The sequence below is a fragment of the Psychrobacter sp. CX90 genome, from assembly GCF_057396305.2.
Genome location: NZ_CM182008.1, coordinates 2544850 through 2562142, shown reverse-complemented (window position 1 = coordinate 2562142; position 17293 = coordinate 2544850). Strand labels below are relative to the sequence as shown.

The 17293-nt window shown below is 38.4% G+C and carries 11 protein-coding genes; 4 read left to right on the top strand and 7 right to left on the bottom strand.

Annotation, left to right across the window (positions count from 1 at the left end):
• Window positions 1-12: 12 nt before the first annotated feature.
• The 4 genes from AC2SLN_RS10200 to AC2SLN_RS10185 all read right to left on the bottom strand — a co-directional run bounded on the left by AC2SLN_RS10200 (window position 13) and on the right by AC2SLN_RS10185 (window position 7418).
• A complete protein-coding gene (locus AC2SLN_RS10200) occupies window positions 13-201 on the bottom strand; it encodes a hypothetical protein (protein ID WP_486549172.1) in 189 nt (62 codons plus the stop codon).
• On the bottom strand, window positions 198-4658 hold the full coding sequence (locus AC2SLN_RS10195) for a pentapeptide repeat-containing protein (protein ID WP_486549171.1): 4461 nt from the start codon (window positions 4656-4658) through the stop codon (window positions 198-200). Before AC2SLN_RS10195 ends, AC2SLN_RS10200 begins: the two co-directional genes overlap by 4 nt.
• A gap of 338 nt (window positions 4659-4996) precedes the next feature.
• The gene (locus AC2SLN_RS10190; protein WP_486549170.1) at window positions 4997-5242 is read right to left on the bottom strand and encodes a YheV family putative metal-binding protein; all 246 of its coding nucleotides are present in this window, start codon (window positions 5240-5242) and stop codon (window positions 4997-4999) included.
• A gap of 1 nt (window position 5243) precedes the next feature.
• Complete coding sequence (locus tag AC2SLN_RS10185; protein WP_486549169.1) at window positions 5244-7418, bottom strand: M3 family metallopeptidase; 2175 nt, start codon at window positions 7416-7418, stop codon at window positions 5244-5246.
• Between the two features lie 366 nt (window positions 7419-7784).
• On the opposite strand from AC2SLN_RS10185, the gene AC2SLN_RS10180 reads away from it, so the two are divergent.
• The 3 genes from AC2SLN_RS10180 (at window position 7785) to AC2SLN_RS10170 (ending at window position 10910) form a co-directional block, all read left to right on the top strand.
• Window positions 7785-8894, top strand: coding sequence for an AOC03_06830 family ribosome hibernation factor (locus tag AC2SLN_RS10180; RefSeq protein WP_486549168.1), 1110 nt, complete (start codon window positions 7785-7787; stop codon window positions 8892-8894).
• A gap of 335 nt (window positions 8895-9229) precedes the next feature.
• On the top strand, window positions 9230-9988 hold the full coding sequence (locus tag AC2SLN_RS10175) for an endonuclease/exonuclease/phosphatase family protein (protein WP_486549167.1): 759 nt from the start codon (window positions 9230-9232) through the stop codon (window positions 9986-9988).
• A gap of 322 nt (window positions 9989-10310) precedes the next feature.
• Complete coding sequence (locus AC2SLN_RS10170; RefSeq protein ID WP_486549166.1) at window positions 10311-10910, top strand: class I SAM-dependent methyltransferase; 600 nt, start codon at window positions 10311-10313, stop codon at window positions 10908-10910.
• Window positions 10911-11206: 296 nt separating this feature from the next.
• Here AC2SLN_RS10170 and AC2SLN_RS10165 read toward each other — a convergent pair whose 3' ends face one another.
• From AC2SLN_RS10165 to AC2SLN_RS10155, 3 genes are all read right to left on the bottom strand, one after another.
• Window positions 11207-11416: a dodecin family protein gene (locus AC2SLN_RS10165; RefSeq protein ID WP_486549165.1), complete on the bottom strand. Its 210-nt coding sequence runs from the start codon at window positions 11414-11416 to the stop codon at window positions 11207-11209.
• Between the two features lie 491 nt (window positions 11417-11907).
• Complete coding sequence (gene rnr / locus AC2SLN_RS10160) at window positions 11908-14214, bottom strand: ribonuclease R (protein WP_486549164.1); 2307 nt, start codon at window positions 14212-14214, stop codon at window positions 11908-11910.
• Window positions 14215-14679: 465 nt separating this feature from the next.
• Window positions 14680-14901 carry an HP1242/YdcH family protein gene (locus tag AC2SLN_RS10155; protein ID WP_486530331.1) on the bottom strand — a complete coding sequence of 74 codons (222 nt, stop codon included), beginning with the start codon at window positions 14899-14901 and terminating at the stop codon, window positions 14680-14682.
• A 415-nt stretch (window positions 14902-15316) separates the two neighbouring features.
• Here AC2SLN_RS10155 and ahpF point away from each other — a divergent pair, with 415 nt between their 5' ends.
• Window positions 15317-16909 (top strand): alkyl hydroperoxide reductase subunit F, encoded by a 1593-nt coding sequence (ahpF, locus tag AC2SLN_RS10150; RefSeq protein ID WP_486549163.1) that lies wholly within the window; start codon window positions 15317-15319, stop codon window positions 16907-16909.
• The last annotated feature ends 384 nt before the right edge of the window (window positions 16910-17293 follow it).

The following is a 17293-nucleotide window of genomic DNA, read 5'->3' as shown; positions in this document are numbered from 1 at the left end:
TAGCTAATCCCGCTATTCGCTACTATCTGCTTTACCCAGCAAGGCAGTCGCTAAGCCATTGCGTGTCTCTTGCTTCGCGAGCCATCCAATGGCAAGCGCCTGCAACTTGCTGAGCCAAACAGTATATCCGCTGCAATCGAGGCTAAACCTCTCCTCTGTAGCGAAATTAACGTTTAAAGTTAACTGACTATTGCGAATCATCCTTGATAAGCTTTTTCCCAATCGGGATGGGTGTCAGGGGGGAGGGAATGAACCTTGCCTTTTTCATCTGTCACAACGTTAGTAAGATATTTCCAGGCCTTGCCTCCGATTCGGCTTATTTGTTGAAACTCGGCATCTGAAAATTCAATATAAGCATCTTCAAAAATCTGAATGCGTTTTACGCATTTGAGCGTTTGAGTATCCCATATAGAAATACCTAAAACACTATTAATCATAATGGTTTTTCCATCTTTAGAAGTGATTAAATCGATAGCGTTATATGTCATAGGGATCTGATGTATTATATCCATAGTAGATAGGTCTAACACGGATACATTTTGAGTACCTCCTATAAAGACAAGATTATTTAATTCACAATAACAGGCACATTCTGTATATTCTGAAATGTATAATTTTTTCTTACGCTCAAATGATTTCGTGCAGTATATATAAACACTATCCATCTGGATAAAAATTAATAGTGATAGATGAGGTATGTTTATAACTGAAGGACAGTAATAAAGATCATCTGTCACGTCATAGCACTTGTCGTTAGTAAAATCAAAAATACAAGATTTTTCTTCTTGGCTTAATAAGGCGTATTTCAAGTCGTTTGAATAATATCGTCCAACTAAGTTACTTTTATAGTCAGTCTTAGTCAGAAATGAGGGAGTATTATAACTATCTTCAAACTCTATAATTTTATTTTCTTTAGTTAGACCATGTTCATAATCATTAAATAAGTATGCAAACCTATTACTTATTATACGATTTGTTGTTTTGACCTTCCTAACCGTCGGAAAAGAAAATATCATTTTATTTTTTCTTAAATCATAAAGATGTACGTGCCTATTAGCTTCAAAAGCTAGGAGGTTATTATCTAGACTCCATGCAATACTCTTGGAAATACTACTATATTCCGACTTTGGATAATTGATAAAGAATGTTTTATTAGTTGATATATCAACTAATAAGAGAGTAGATAGCATGTTGTCATAAAGTAGGTAGTTTTTATTAGAATCTATCAGTTTAAAACCGTCTTTAGAATACTTATATACTTCTTGACTTAATTTACTTTCCACTAAAGTTTTCAGAGATAAGTTCTCTGATTCATGTATTACTACATTTTCGTATTCGGATATTCCACTTTCAAGAATCTCAATTTTAGAATCTTGATGACACGATATTGAGAATATTGAATTATTATGGAAAGTATTAAAAATAAACGAACCATTTTTGTATTTAACATTACATAAGATACCATGCGGATTATCCAATGTAACAACCAACTCATGTTTGTTAGTATCCCAAATATCGATATTAAAGTAGCTTGAAATAAAGATATATCTTTGATCATCGCTGAGATGAAATTTAAAAAGATTACTATCGATCTTATACGTCTTTAATTCTTCTTGAGAAGCTATTTTAATTAATGAAACCCCCGTCTTATTAGGCACGTAAATAGATGCGTTATTCAGACTAAACGTTATGGAATCACCTTCTTCACAAATATTTGGTATGTGACTAATACAAGACTGGCTATCTATATCCCAAATTGATATATAATTTAAAGATAGTACAGCCATTAGTTTATTGTTTGAACTGAAGCTTATTCCTTCAATTGCTCTATCACACGCCCTGTATAAAAGACTTCCTTCTTTAACTGGTCTGGGATCAGGCATTACGAAGTTATTTTGACCTTCAAATACAGGTTCTTCAGAGCAATACATAAACCTATTTGAGGATGCGAGTAACTCTTGGTTTTTAACTGAATCAAATCTACAGCTTTCAAAATTATTTTGTCTTAAATGAGCATCCGTTAAATCACTATCAGATAAATCGACATAGCTAAAATCGCATTCCTCGATATTGGCTTTTGACAAATTAGTACTACTTAAATCTAATAAATTATTTCCGTATTGTTTATCTAATTTAAGCTTATACAACTTTAACCCATGCCAGTTAGGCTTTGCTAAAGTAGTGAACGACTGCTGATTGTCATACCCCAAATACCAGATATCTAGTGCAATTTGCCGTGCCGATGTACTACTGTCTGCTTGTTGTAGGAGTTGCCAATTTTTATCAAACTTGTCTTTAAGTCGATGTGACTCCCGCCAATCAAGTAAAAACTGCATAATCTCACGGCTTAAATTATCCCTCTTAAATATAGAATCAAACCCTTGTGAAGTGTCCTTACAATCAATCACACTATCAAAAATACCTACCGCAACAAAAAACTCTAAAAATGAAGTATGAGCAAAACGGTAGTCATCTTCACTATCACGGACAAGTAAACTGGCGTTGTGGAGGTCTTGTAGTATGGTTTCAGGTTCATATTGTCCTGAATTTAGCTTGATATTTATTTTTGGGTAATCATTTCTGTTTTCTAAAAACCAATTATCCAAATCTTCAACATTTAAAGTAGTCACACCCTCTTGCCACATATGCAGGGCAAAACGACTTAATAGTTTACGCTTCTCGTCTATAGGTATTAGGTGCTTTTCATTATCTCGATGCTGCACTCTATCAAATAACAGTTTATAAAGCGTCGAAGCGTTTATCTCTTTGTTTTGCTCGTATTCTTTTTGCAGTTCGGGCAATAAGTCACGGATAAGGTTTAGCATTAAAGGACGCTCTGATAATCCTGATAAGTCATGCACTGTATTGATAAAGGTAATCGCTTTCTCAGCATCATTTTCACCCAGCCAACTTACTAGATAGCTTTTAATTTGCTCTTTAGTAAATGGCAGTAAATAATAGGTTTGATAATTTTTGATCTCGCCTGCACTAACGCCTGCTTCATGACGATAATATAACTGCTGAAATGCCTCTTGTTCGTTGTAATCTTTAAAAAAGTGAGTACGACAACTGATTAGGATTCTCGAATTAATAGGAATGTCAGAGGAGGGGGTTGTGATATCATCTACATTTTTGATCCGTTCTAAATCCTGTTGATAGACACGTTTAGGGAAGATATCCAATAGCTTGTTTAACAGCCCTGTTTGCTGTTGTGTATTTAACTTTTGCCCCACCTCATCAAAGCCGTCAAATATTAATAAACATGGGTATTCATTAATAAATCTAATAATATCAGCTCCCGAGATTGTAGAGTTAATCCCCGATGTTTTAAGCATGGTTTCAATCAACGAAGTAATAGGTTCAGCGATGATATCCGAGTGTTGGTTAAAAGCATTGAGTAGTTTTTTAAGATCTAAATATATAGGTAGGACAGGTCGGTCTTTGGCAGGTTGACTGTTGTAGTTCTCCATAAGCTTATTGGTAAGCATCTGACAGCTTATAGACTTACCAGCGCCAAAATCACCTAATAGGTAAAATAGGCGAGTCTCCATACCTGTTGTACCAGTTGCCCAATCAAACGTAGTCTGCACAATATCGACAGCACCTTCGTGTTGTAGTTGCTGTCTATTTGCTTTTAGATTTTCTACGTTTTGGTGGTCTTGACCGATACCCTTACCGAGTTGTTGCAGGGTTTTTTTTTGAATATGATGTTTGTCAAATAGCTCGGGATTCTCATAAAACCATGTATATATCTCATCAACTAAAGGCTTTATAAATTCTTGCTTGTCCGTTTCGCTACCACATTCAAATAAATCTAAGGCATTACGATATTTACCTCCGACTGTATGTGCCAGATTGACTTGATAGCGTTTATCCAGTTCACCATAGTTATTACTAAACGGCACTATAATGGCTTTCTTGTTCGGTTTGTTATTACCGTCATCAGTCAGATAAAAGCTCACCTCTCTTTGGCAAGCTTCAGACACTAGATATCTATTGGTATAGCAGACTATGACGCATGGTGAAACCTTACAAACCTCATCCTGTTGTTTTTGCATATTATCGCCAAGGCGAAAACCTGATTCATCATGAAAAAGGTTGATTTTTGGATGTTTGTTGAATCGTGCTGGAGGGTATTTAAGTCCTTCTTTGAGATAGTCAGCGAATGCGTTTTGCTGAGCTTTTTCCGCTTCTGTGCTTCCCCAAGCATAGCTAAATAGCACTTGTCTTTTTGCTGGTGTCAATGACGATGTTGCTTTAGGTGCAATAAATTTATCATCATCTATTTCATCATGTGCATGTCTGCTCTTGATAAATTCGACAGTTTTCTGCTCATCTGCTTTATTGACTTTGTCCTCATTGACACTAATGATGACACTACTTTTACTGTTATCTATTTTGATACCAAAGTCATTATCTTCGTCTTCTAGTTCTTGATTAAGCATACTGATACGCTTACGAAAATTAGAAGGGGTTATTTTTCCTATCTCTGTTTCTGTTTTATTAATAAGGGTTGGTTTATCAAGATTTAGACTTTGTGTAGACTCAATGACATCAACAATTATCTTCCATTGTTTTAGTACCATATTACCTAAAAGCCCCTCTGCTTCTAGCTTTTTAGTGACGGCCTTTAGGTAGTTTAGTTGTTTATTTAACATGATTTACGTCCTTGTTTAGTGTTTTAGGAGTAGCTTTATCTGATATTTATAAAGAGTATATAACCAAAAAAAATAAATGTAAATCACAAAAATCACGTTTTTTCACAAAAATAGAAGAATTGTTTTCAGTGCTTTTATTCAACAATGGTATAGCCTAAAAAGAAAAAGAGACCATTAAAAATAATGGTCTCTTAATATCTAATAGTTCTTAGTTGTATTATGAAGCAGTATTTAACATAAATAATAAAAAGGTAAACTCTTAGATTCCGTTTACACTTTGTAGAGCGTATACAAAAATGATAATCCATATCATATACGTTCAAATATAATAATAAACCTTACTTAAAAAACTTAACCGTACCCTGCGTACCCGTGCTCATCGCATCATTGGCTAAAGCATTTTTCTCTTTGATATCTTCAGGGTCAGGGCGACGCTCGCTGTGCCCGCATTTGGTACACTCAATGTATTCATCCTCTTCAGGCTCAAAGAGTCGAACCTGAACCACCGCATCCATCTCATCACATTTTGGACACTTAACGCCCGCTAAAAACTGGCGTCTGGGTCGTTTTGATTCGTAGCGCATGTTATGCCACCTCGCTATCAGCAGTATCAAAGCCACTGTGGCGGAGTAGGGCATCGATGCTTGCTGTACGCCCACGGAAGGCTTCAAAATTGGTTTTGGCTGGTAAACTGCCACCTACTGACAGAATATTATCACGGAAAGCTTTACCTGTTTGCGCATTGAATATGCCTTCTTCTTCAAACTTACTAAACGCATCGGCAGACAATAGCTCAGCCCACTTGTATGAGTAGTATCCCGCTGCATAGCCGCCCGCAAAGATGTGGCTAAAGCCATTAGCAAAGCGGTTGTAATCTGGGGTCTCAGTAATGGCGACATCATCACGAACCCTATCAAGGGTAGCTAAAATACCGTGATAGTCTGGTGCTGGGTTTTGAGCGTGTAGCAATAAATCAAATAGGGCGAACTCAATTTGGCGAAGCGTCTGCATACCGCTTTGGAAGTTCTTGGCAGCGAGTAGGGCGTCTAGTTTGTCTTTTGGTAAGGGCTCGCCAGTGTCAACATGCGCACTGACTAGGTTAATGCCTTCAGGGTTCCATGCCCAATTCTCTAAAAACTGGCTGGGTAACTCTACTGCATCCCACTCTACACCATTAACCCCTGCCACATCGCTAATGTCAACTTGAGTGAGCAGGTGATGGAGACCATGTCCAAATTCATGGAATAGCGTCAGAACTTCGTTATGGGTCAATAAGCTCGGTTTATCGGCGTGTGCAGGGGTAAAGTTACCTACCATAAAACAGACAGGGAGTTGGCTGTACGCCTCTGTTGTAGAAGCTGAATTGCTAGTTAAGCTGCTATTGGATTTGTAGCGAGGTTGGAAGCCACTCATCCATGCACCGCCACGTTTGCCTTGACGGGCATACAAGTCAAAATAGAAACCACCTATTAAGCTGTCATCTGCATCGAATAGCTGATAGAAACGCACATCATCGTGCCACACAGATACGGTACCTGTTTTTTCGACTGCTTTAATAGCAAATAGTTTATTTACAATGGTAAACAGTCCATCGATAACTTTAGGCAGGGGAAAATAAGGGCGGATCTCTTCTTGCGATAGTTTAAATTTAGCCTGTTTTACTTTTTCAGCTAAATAGGCGGTATCCCAAGGTTGCACGTCATCAGCGTCAATGCCATGTTTACTGGCTTCCTGTTGTAGTTGTTTAAAGTCTTGCGTTGCTACAGGCTTGGCTTTAGCTGCTAGATCTCGTAAGAAGGCTTCTACTTCAGGCACACTATCGGCCATTTTTTTAGATAATGACATGTCAGCGTAGTTTTCAAAGCCAAGCAATTCTGCTTTTTGAGCCCGCAAAGCCAATATTTCTGCCATTACTTTACTATTGTCTAACGATTCATCTTTACTGTTTTTATGACGGTCAAATTCAGAGGCACGGGTTACATATGCTTTGTATAGTGTTTCACGTAACTTGCGATCATCGGCATGAGTCATGACTGCCAAATATACAGGGATATCAAGCGTTGCCACATAATAAGGCGTAGGCAAGTTGCCGTTTAGTTTGGTTTTGTACTGCTCCCCAGCCGATGCCAACATTGCTAGTCCTGTTTCAGTAATCCCCGCCAGTTGAGACTCTGTTAAGGGTAGAGTAAAAGCTTGGGTAGCATCTAAAATATTGTCTGAGAACTTTGCAGATAAGGTGGATAGTTTGCTTTGAATATTTGCATAGAGGTCTTGTTTTTGCACAGGCAGGGCAACGCCTGACAGCTCAAAACTTTGAATAGCGAGCTGAGTTGCGCGCTGGCGTGCTGGGTTTAAGGTCTCAAAAAAATCAGGGTCATCTTTAATGAGTTGATAACGTTTAAACAGCGGCTTGTGCTGACCGACTCGAGTGCTATAGGCTGAAATAAGAGGCAGTAGCTCATGATGGACGTGGCGAATGTCATCATTACTCATAACACTGTTAAGATGCGAGACGATCCCCCAGTTTCGGTCTAAATCTAGGTTGATATGTTCAAAATGGCCAACGTCGGCTAACGCTTGCTTAGCTGTTAACGACGCATTACCCATGCTTTTATCATGCTCTTCAAGGGTATCCAAAAACTGATTGCCTTTATCAATGGCATCACGCACTTTGGTATTAAGCGCATCAGGTGAGGCTTTTGAGAAGTCGACAAGATGAAGACTAGCATCGCTATTGGAAATGATTTGATTGTTTTGCATAGTTCGTTCCACAGAAATTGTAACAATTAGTTTTATAGAAATAATAATTTTGGTTACTTATATTTATTGAGTCACTATCTTTAGAATACAAGGGTTACATAATCAGAACAAGAACAGATAGGGGTTCAAAGTTATTTACAAAGCTTATCTAGTTGGCATAGAGCTAGCTTGATAAGCTTAAAAATTAGAAAATGCCTAAATGAATAGCAATAAATATTAATAACTACAACGCAAAGTAGTTTAGTCAATACTGAATCTGATCTTATAACCGCAAATTTATAAAAATAATCTAATTAAAGTGACAAATAATCATTAACTCAGATTAAATCATAAACTCTCATTACATTACTCAATAGGAGATTTTCTATGAAGGCAACACTTAAAAGTCTACGTGACGTAACTGCTAAGCCAGCGGTCAGTATTTTTGTTAAAACGCACCGTGAACATCCTGCCAATGAGCAGGATCACATTGCGTTAAAAAATCAATTAAAAGTGGCGGAGGAGCGTATTACCAATGAATACGATAAGCGCACTGCTACTGCAATATTAGATAAAATTCATGAAAAAACGGATGAGTTAGACCATAACTATAACTTAGATACTTTAGCGATTTTTGCGCACGAAGACGATGTACAAGTCATACGTATGCCACTTGATACAGACGAACGTGTTATAGTCGATACGCACTTTGCAACCCGTGACTTAATTCGTGATATGGCCAGTGCTGTTCATTTTTATGCGGTCGTCATTACCCGTGAACACGCTCGTTTAATTGAAGCATCAAATAACCGCGTTGTGCTTGAATTTGATAAAAATGATGATGCTCAAAACCATATGCAAAACATCCCTTTCCCAATTGAAAATACGACCTTGCATACCTCTAGTGGTGCGGCCCGCTCTAATGCTTCCAATGAAGACAACTATTTAAAGGAGTTTTTAAATCGGGTAGACAAGAGTGTACAAGAACTTTGGGGTGATCATAAGATGCCTTTGGTAATCGTTGGTGACGCTCGTAATATTAGCTTCTACAAAGACGTGTGTGATCGTCCTGAAAATATTATTGCTACTGTCGATAATATCTCTGATTTAGAAACTGGCTCCGCCCAACATATTATTGATGGGGTGCAGGAGGCTATTGAAGAATATCGTGCCAATCTTCATAAAGAAGCACTAGGGCGGATTGAACAGGCTAGAGGTGCTGATTTGGTTCGTACGGATTTACAAGACGTGTATCAATCGGCATTCCAAGGAGCGGGCGAGACGTTATACGTGCGTCAAGGATATATTCAGCCCGCTAAGATTGATTCAAAAGCTCAAACGCTTGAGTTAGCAGATGATCCAGCCGTAAAAGGTGTTAGCGATGATGCGGTGGGCGAAATTATTGAGTTGGTTATTCACAATGGTGGTGAAGTTGTTTTCCTACCGGAAGATATTATGGGTCAAGACCAGCCCGTGGCGCTAGTTACTCGCTACTAATTAGCCTTTAAAAAATTAGCCTTTAAAATTTAGCGATAAAACTTGAGACGAGCATCCTTTTAAAATACCTGCATGCGGGTCAAATGGTATCTTTCTCACTCGCTGATGTTATAAAAACACTGGTAACGGTACCAGTGTTTTTTATTGTAATATAATTGTCCTATAATTTCTTATGCATAGGTTTATTGCGATAACCAATCAATTATAGTCGCAGGCAAACTAAAGAGCTACAGCGTTAACCTCACTAAGCCTACTAGAGTAGTACTTGCGCTCGGTTGCCTTGTATCTCATTTAGTTACCTATGACTATACCTCTATTAATTAAGTGCGCATAGAATGACAAAAATAAATAGTATTACTGTGACTACCTACAATATACATAAAGGCATGTCACCGCTTAATCGTCAAGTGGTGACTAAAAGAATTGGCATGGCATTAAAAGATATTAACCCTGACATACTCTGTTTGCAGGAGGTGCAAGGGCAAAATCTAAAGCGAATGGTTAAGTACAATGAGTACCCTGATCAATCGCAACATGAATGGTTTGGTGAGTTTTTGGACTGTGAGCACAGTTATGGTAAAAACTCTGAATATAATAATGGCCATCATGGTAATGCCGTTTTAAGCCGTCATCCTTTAGATCCAAAGCATAACGTCAATATTACGGTAAATAATCTAGAAAAACGGGGGGTGTTACATTGTGAAATCTTGCCTGCGGGATGGGAGGTGCCTATTGTGGTATTGTGTGCTCATCTTAATCTTTTAGAAGGTGGTAGGGAGAAGCAATATGATGCGATCACAAAATATGTAAATGAAACAATTAATCAAAATCAACCCCTCATATTTGCCGGTGATTTTAACGATTGGAAAAAAAACTCATGCAAAAAAATGGCAAATGAGTTGAATATGACAGAAGCTTTTTTGGAGATACATAATAAATTATTACCCACATTTCCCGCCCGCATCCCTATGCTATCCTTAGATCGTATCTATGTACGTAACTTGACTGTCAAACGGGCATGGGTACATAAAGGTAAACCATGGTCTGAACTATCGGATCATTTACCAATTAGTGCAGAAATTACCCTTGATTGATTAAAGGTTGTATAGATTTGATATATTAGAACTATTGATAGCGACGTTAGAGTAAACGATAAGACTCTTTTTGACGCTACTAGATTGAAAAATATCCATTTAAAAGGACTAAATTAGAGACTCTTCTCCGGCACTTAATTAAAGCAGTGCCTAAAAATGGTAACTACCAGTGACATATGTCAATTCTATATAGTTCCTATTGTTCATGACAGACTATCTCTTATCACTCTTATCATGCTATGTTAATTATGCTGTTTGACTCAACATCGTAAATATAGTCATTAAAAATCAATAAGGTTCTATTCTATAGGGGCGAATAATAATGTGGGATGATAGATATAGTAAAGAAGAATATGTTTATGGTACTAAGGCTAATGATTTTTTGATTGAACAATACAAGCGCATACCTGCACATGGGCGTGTACTTTGCATGGCAGAAGGGGAAGGTAGAAATGCCGTCTTTCTTGCTGTACGAGGATTTGAGGTAATGGCAATCGACTTATCACAAGTCGGGCTTGATAAGGCGCAAAAACTGGCCAGTGAAAGAGGCGTCAGCATTACCACTCAAGTGGCAGATCTTGCGGAGTATGATTTGGGTAAGGATAAATGGGATGGGATCGTGTCTATTTGGGCGCACATGCCAGAGGTACTACGCCAAGGCTTGCATACCAGAGTTAGTAAGGCATTAAAGTCAGAGGGTGTTTTTATATTAGAAGCCTATACGCCAGAACAGCTCAAGTCAGAAGGTGTAGGAGGGCCATCAGCTGACCAAATTGACAAGTTTATGTCGTTAGAAAAATTAAAAAATGAGCTTAAGGATTTACAGATGGTGGTCGGTCAAGAAATACAGCGTGAGATCGACGAAGGTAAAGGCCACAGAGGATTAAGTGCTGTGGTACAGTTTGTAGGCGTTAAGCCATAAGGTATTTAATCATAAAATTTATGCACAATAAGCTATTTAATTATTTATAAGCTATTAAGTTAAACAACAAGCTATAGTCGTTTACCTTGTAAATTGGTACCGTGTTAGCCTCGGTTAGCTTACAAGTGTCATACCTTTACTTGGTTAGCTTGTATCGATTTTAAAGCTCTTTAACTATTTTAAAGAGGCTATCTACAAAAAATAAAACCGCAGACAAAGGCTGCGGTTTACTATGTACTTTTCTACTGATTCAATCAGCTATTGAATGATTATAAAAGGCTGATTAACTGCATCAGTTATACATTATCATCGATGACGAAGCTAACAATCATAACAACATGAAAAGTACTGATATTACCATCACTAATACCTACTTTCTGCTCTTTAACCCAGGCACCCTGTACATTTTTAACGGTTTTTGAAACTTGAGCCACACCCTTTTGGATAGCATCTTCAAAGCTTTCCGTTGACGTACTGCTTACTTCAATATTTTTTGCAACTGTCATAATTATATCCTTATTATTTATCACGCTAATTAAGCTATTAAATTTAGTCGTATACACGCTTAGATAGTATGAAAGTTATTTATTCCATTACCTTCAAACTATCTTTAATAACTCTATCAGACACGATAGACCTATACCGTTAACTTTAGTCAATAGATGTTACGCTAAGCACAGGTTTGTAAAGCAAGGCCAGTATAGTCTAACTAACAGGGTATTAGTAGAGTGTAAAAAGCTTAATAGCCTATAAACTGTTACGCTTTTTATTCCAAAATTGTCAATGCTTTAATCTTTAATAAAGCACAAAGTGTTTGTATTGGGTTATTCTTCCGGCGTTTTCGAGCTATTTAAACAAAATTCACACTAAAAAAGGCATTGTATGAGGATAAAAAAGAGTTGCACAGTTTCCCGTACAACTCTTATAGTCTACCGAAAAATTAAATGAGCAGTGCCAAACCTTCTGAGCATTTACCATTCAACCATTTAACCTACTACTAATTGTCGGTTTTTGGCTTACTCTTGCCTCTACTGCGTGAACTACGACGGCGTGAGGGCTTCTTGTCGCCACCCTCTTTGGTAGCGGCCTTAGTAGTGGGTTTAGAAGAGGTTTTCTTACTTTGATTCATAGCACTTGCTTTAATCTTAGCCACTAGCTCAAAGTCAATTTGCAATAAGTCCATATTCACACCAGCGACCTTAACGCGCACAAGATCGCCTAAGCCAAATAAGTTGCCTTTATCTTTACCAATGAGCTGCTGTTGCTTTTCATCATAGACGAAGTAGTCTTGGCCAACATTAGAGATATGTACAAGGCCATCAATAAACAAATCAGTCAGGGTAATAAACAGTCCAAAACTGGTTACCGTGGTAACAACGCCGTCAAACTCATCGCCCACATGATCTTTCATGTAATGACATTTGAGCCAGCCTTCAACAAAGCGAGAGGCTTTTTCGGCACGGCGCTCGGTGTCTGAGGTTTGTTGACCGGCTTCTTCTAACGAGAAGTCCATATTTGGCTGCTTCGCGCCAGTGACTTTTGCTTTAATTGCACGATGCAACATGAGGTCAGGATAACGACGAATGGGTGAGGTAAAGTGAGAATATTCATCGTAGGCAAGGCCAAAGTGACCAATATTATCAGGCGCATAGTTGGCCTGCATCATAGAGCGCAATAGCATACTGTGAATACTTACCGCATCTGGACGTTCTTTGGTTGCTTCGATAATACGTTTATAGTCCGCTTGAGTAGGGCTTTCTTCTGGGAACCCAATGCCAAAGTTTTTGGCATATTCATGGACTACTCGTGATTTTTCATCACTTGGTTTATCGTGGTTACGATACAATACCGGCAGTTCATTTTTTAATGCGAAGTTTGCTGCTGATGTATTAGCCAGTAACATAAGCTCTTCGATTAACTTATGGGAGTCGCCACGAGTACGGGGAACAATTGCGTCTATGCCACCCTCTTCATTAAATTTAATATAAGTTTCAGGCGTTTCAAATTCCATTGCATGACGCTGTTCACGCTTTTGAACCAGTACTTTATATAGCTGATGCATGATGTCAATAGATTTTTTAACGTCTTTATTACCGGTTAATGAGTCAGGCACATTTTGTAACTCATTATCAAAATATGCGTTTACTTGATTGTAAGTCAAACGGGCTTGTGAGTGCATTACAGAAGGGTAGAACTCATACCCCGTCACATTACCAGCACGAGACAGCTTAATATCCGCTACCATACATAAGCGGTCAACCCCTGGGTTTAGTGAGCACAGTCCATTAGACAATACTTCTGGCAGCATAGGCACCACATGATGTGGGAAATAAACCGATGTGCCACGTTCAAAGGCTTCATGATCAAGCGCAGAATTTGGGGTCACATAGTGGCTAACATCAGCAATGGCGACGACCACACGGTAGTTGCCACCAGAGCGCTTCTCAGCATACACGGCATCGTCAAAGTCTCGTGAATCCTCCCCATCGATAGTGACCATGGGTAAGTGACGAATATCTTTGCGACCTTTTATCTCTTTTTCAGAAGGCTCGGAGTAACTGTTGGCCTGCTTTAATACTTTGCTACTAAATTCGTGCGGAATATCATAGTTAAGTAGGGTCGTTTCAATGATAACTTCGCGATCATTTTCATCATCCATGACTTCAACAATTTTGCCCGTAGCAAATTCGTGCTGATTAGGCCAGTCAATAATGTCAACCTTAACAGGCACGCCAGGTTTTGCTTTTAAAGCCGCGACATTCTCCTCAGTAACCGTAATAGGCTGATGGTTATTGGGGCTGGACAGAGTAACGGTAAACCCCTCATCGTCTTTTTCAAGTCTGCCAATAAACTGTGCTTGTGAGCGCTCAGTTACCTCGAGAATACGACCTTCGGTACGACCACGATGATCTGTTGAAGTTGCTATGGCATCGACAACATCACCATTGAATACCCAGCGCATTTGTTTTTCATGTAAAAACAAATCTGGCATGTCATCTAGCACCACAAAACCAAAGCCTTTAGCATGTGCTGATACTGTTCCAGAAACAACATCTTGCTTAGTTACTACACGATATTTGACGGGATTGCCGTCACGATTTATTTGACCATCGCGGGTCATGGCCTTTAGTCGGTTGCCTAGTGCATCAAATTGGTCGGTATCGTTGATACCAAAACTTTCGGCTAATTGTTTATGGGTCAACTCGCCCTTATCAACCAAGGTCTGTAAGATAAGCAGACGGCTTGGAATGGGGTTGTCATAATTCTGTGCTTCTTGTTGTGCGTTTGGATCGTTCCAGGTCATAGAATACCGTTTCTTTTTTATTAGATTAATTTAAATAATATAAGTGTGATGTAAACTTAGGGGTACACTCTTAATGTCTGTTCGTATACGACTAACTTAATGGTTAATAGCTAATATGGAAGTGCCATACTTTAGCTTGTCTCATTATTGTGTGGATAAAATACAATTTAGCAATCTGGATTAAAGCGGTCGCGTATCAGAAATGAAGATGGCGATTTGATAGTGATGCTAATATATATGATCGTATCTTACCATAAATCATTGGGTAATAAGTATGACCTAATAAGGAGGTAACTGTTATCAAAGGTCACAAAATGACTCTTAATGATTGTTAAATAAGCGTTCGCCTGAGAACATATGGTTTCTGTTAGCCCTAGTTTGGCATATTTCTATGCCAAAGAGCCTTATCAGATGATAAGGCTCTTTGCATCAAAAAAACAATAGCTAAACCACGTGTTTTTATTGTTATTTACTTTTCTCTTCTAAGTATTTACCAATTTGGTCTTTTAACGCAAGCTTACGGCGTTTCATTTCTTCAATTTCATCTTCACGGCTAACTGATTTAACCACGTCATTTTCTAGTTTATCAATCTCTGTATCAAGCTCATTATGCGCATCAAACATCTTTTGAAAGTGAGCATCTGATTGTTTTAGTTCAGTAATTAGGTCGCGGTGTTCGTGGAACATATCAGTATCCTTATTGGTTCAGTTGAATAAGTGTCATAGGAGTCTAGCGCAAAAAGTAGTGACTGCCATAATCCTATTAGACCAGTGAGAAAAGTATCTCCTAGTCAAATTGTAACCAAAATTAGTGACATTGACCATGCTTGAATGAACTAAATTTGTGACATCAGATAATAAGGTTATTGAAACCCTATAAAAAGTACTGATTAAATGCTATATCAATAGTGGAGTATAAAAACAAATTAATGGTTTTATAAAACATCATGAAAAATTAATATTGTTCAGTTTTATAAAACTGAGTCTTTGAGTTTCTCAGATTGTAGTTTACAGTTGAAGTTACGATAATAAAGCTATCTATTATATAGTGCGTTAAATGACCATTTTTATAATCAAATTATTCTTATAAGAGGATTTAAATATGTTAGACCAAAGTTTATTAGATGCGGTTAAAAGTTACAGTGACAACATGACTCGTCCAATCAGTTTTGTCATTGGTAGTGCCAATGATGATAGCAACCATGAAAAACGTGCCGAATTGGTTGACTTTCTAACTCAAATTGCAGGCACAACGGATAAAATTAATTTTGATGTGAGCAATACAGATGACCGCTTGCCTAGCCCAATCAGCTTTAAAATTATCTCTGAAGAAAGTGGCAAAACTAATGAGACAGGTATCGTATTTAGCGGTATTCCGGGTGGACATGAATTTACCTCATTAATTTTAGCGATTCTGCAAGCCGGTGGACATACGTTAAAGCTTGATGACAGCATTCAGAAAATGGTGAAGCGTATTGGTCAGCCATTACAGTTCCAAACTTACGTCTCATTATCTTGCCACAACTGTCCTGATGTGGTGCAAGCATTGAACCAGTTTGCGCTGCTTAATGACGGTATCAGTAATGAGATGATCGATGGCGGCTTATTCCAAGAGCAAGTCGAAGCCAACAACATTCAAGGTGTGCCAGCTGTCTTTTTAAATGGCAAACCTTTCTTAAATGGTAAAGTGGATACGGCTCGCATTATAGATAAACTGCAAGCAGAATACCCAGATTTATTGAATGCGGCGAGTGCTGATGATCAAGAGCAGTTAGAACGTCAAGACGTTACCGTTATTGGTGGTGGTCCAGCAGGCGTAGCATCAGCGATTTATAGTGCGCGTAAAGGTTTAAAAGTTACTATTATTGCTGACCGTATCGGTGGACAGGTGAAAGATACTCAAGCAATTGAAAACTTAATCTCTGTACCATTAACCACAGGTAACGAGCTGTCAGCTAACTTTGAAAAACACCTTAAAGAGTACGACATTAACATCAAAGAGCACGTCAGCGTGAAGCAGTTATCTGAAACTGAAGATGAGAACTACAATATTCATCTTAATACCGGTGAGCAGTTTGAGACCCGCAGTATCATCATCGCAACGGGTGCGCAGTGGCGTAAGCTGAACGTCCCTGGTGAAGAAGAAAATATCGGTAGCGGTGTGGCGTACTGCCCACACTGTGATGGCCCATTCTTTAAAGGTAAGGACATCGCGGTAATCGGTGGTGGTAACTCAGGTATCGAAGCAGCGTTAGACTTAGCCGGTATCGTGAAAAACGTCACGGTATTTGAGTTTGCGGATGGCTTAAAAGCGGACCAAGTATTGATTAACAAAGCCAAAGAGACTAAAAATATTAACATCATTACCTCAGCGGCGACCAAAGAAATTAAAGCAGCGGATGGTAAAGTGACCTCCATCGTGTATGAAGATCGCACGTGTGGCGAAACCAAAGAGCAAGAATTGTCGGCAGTATTCGTGCAAATTGGTCTGGTGCCAAACTCTGAGTTTGTTAAAGGGTTTGTCGATGTGAATCGCTTTGGTGAAATCGAAATTGATGAAGCTTGCCGAACAGATCGTAAAGGTATCTTTGCTGCGGGCGACGTGACTACCGTACCATTTAAGCAAATTAACATTGCAATGGGCGAGGGTAGTAAAGCGGCGTTATCCGCATTTGAATACCTTGTGATGCAGTAGGCGGCAGTTATACCTATTTAGGACTCCCTACAGAGTGGGTAGCGTGTAGCGAAGCGCTACCCACTCTGTTTGTATAAAAAGTCTAGTGTTAAGCTAAAAACCACCGTAGCGGTAAGCTTTGGTGGTTTTTTATTGTGTAAAAAAAAGCTTGATAAAACGTTATAAAATTTACTGACGATATTTGAATATATACCTATTCCAAATTTTGTTATAATCTCCAACTTTGTTTTTGCTTAACAAACGTAGCAATCATAAAGCTGGCTTAATAAGCAATGATGAGTAATTGATTGATAAGGTATTATGAGTCTTAGGTTACTTAATTGAGTGCTGACTATAAAAGGTATTTAAAGACCTATATTAGATATATATTAATTTACCTTCCTG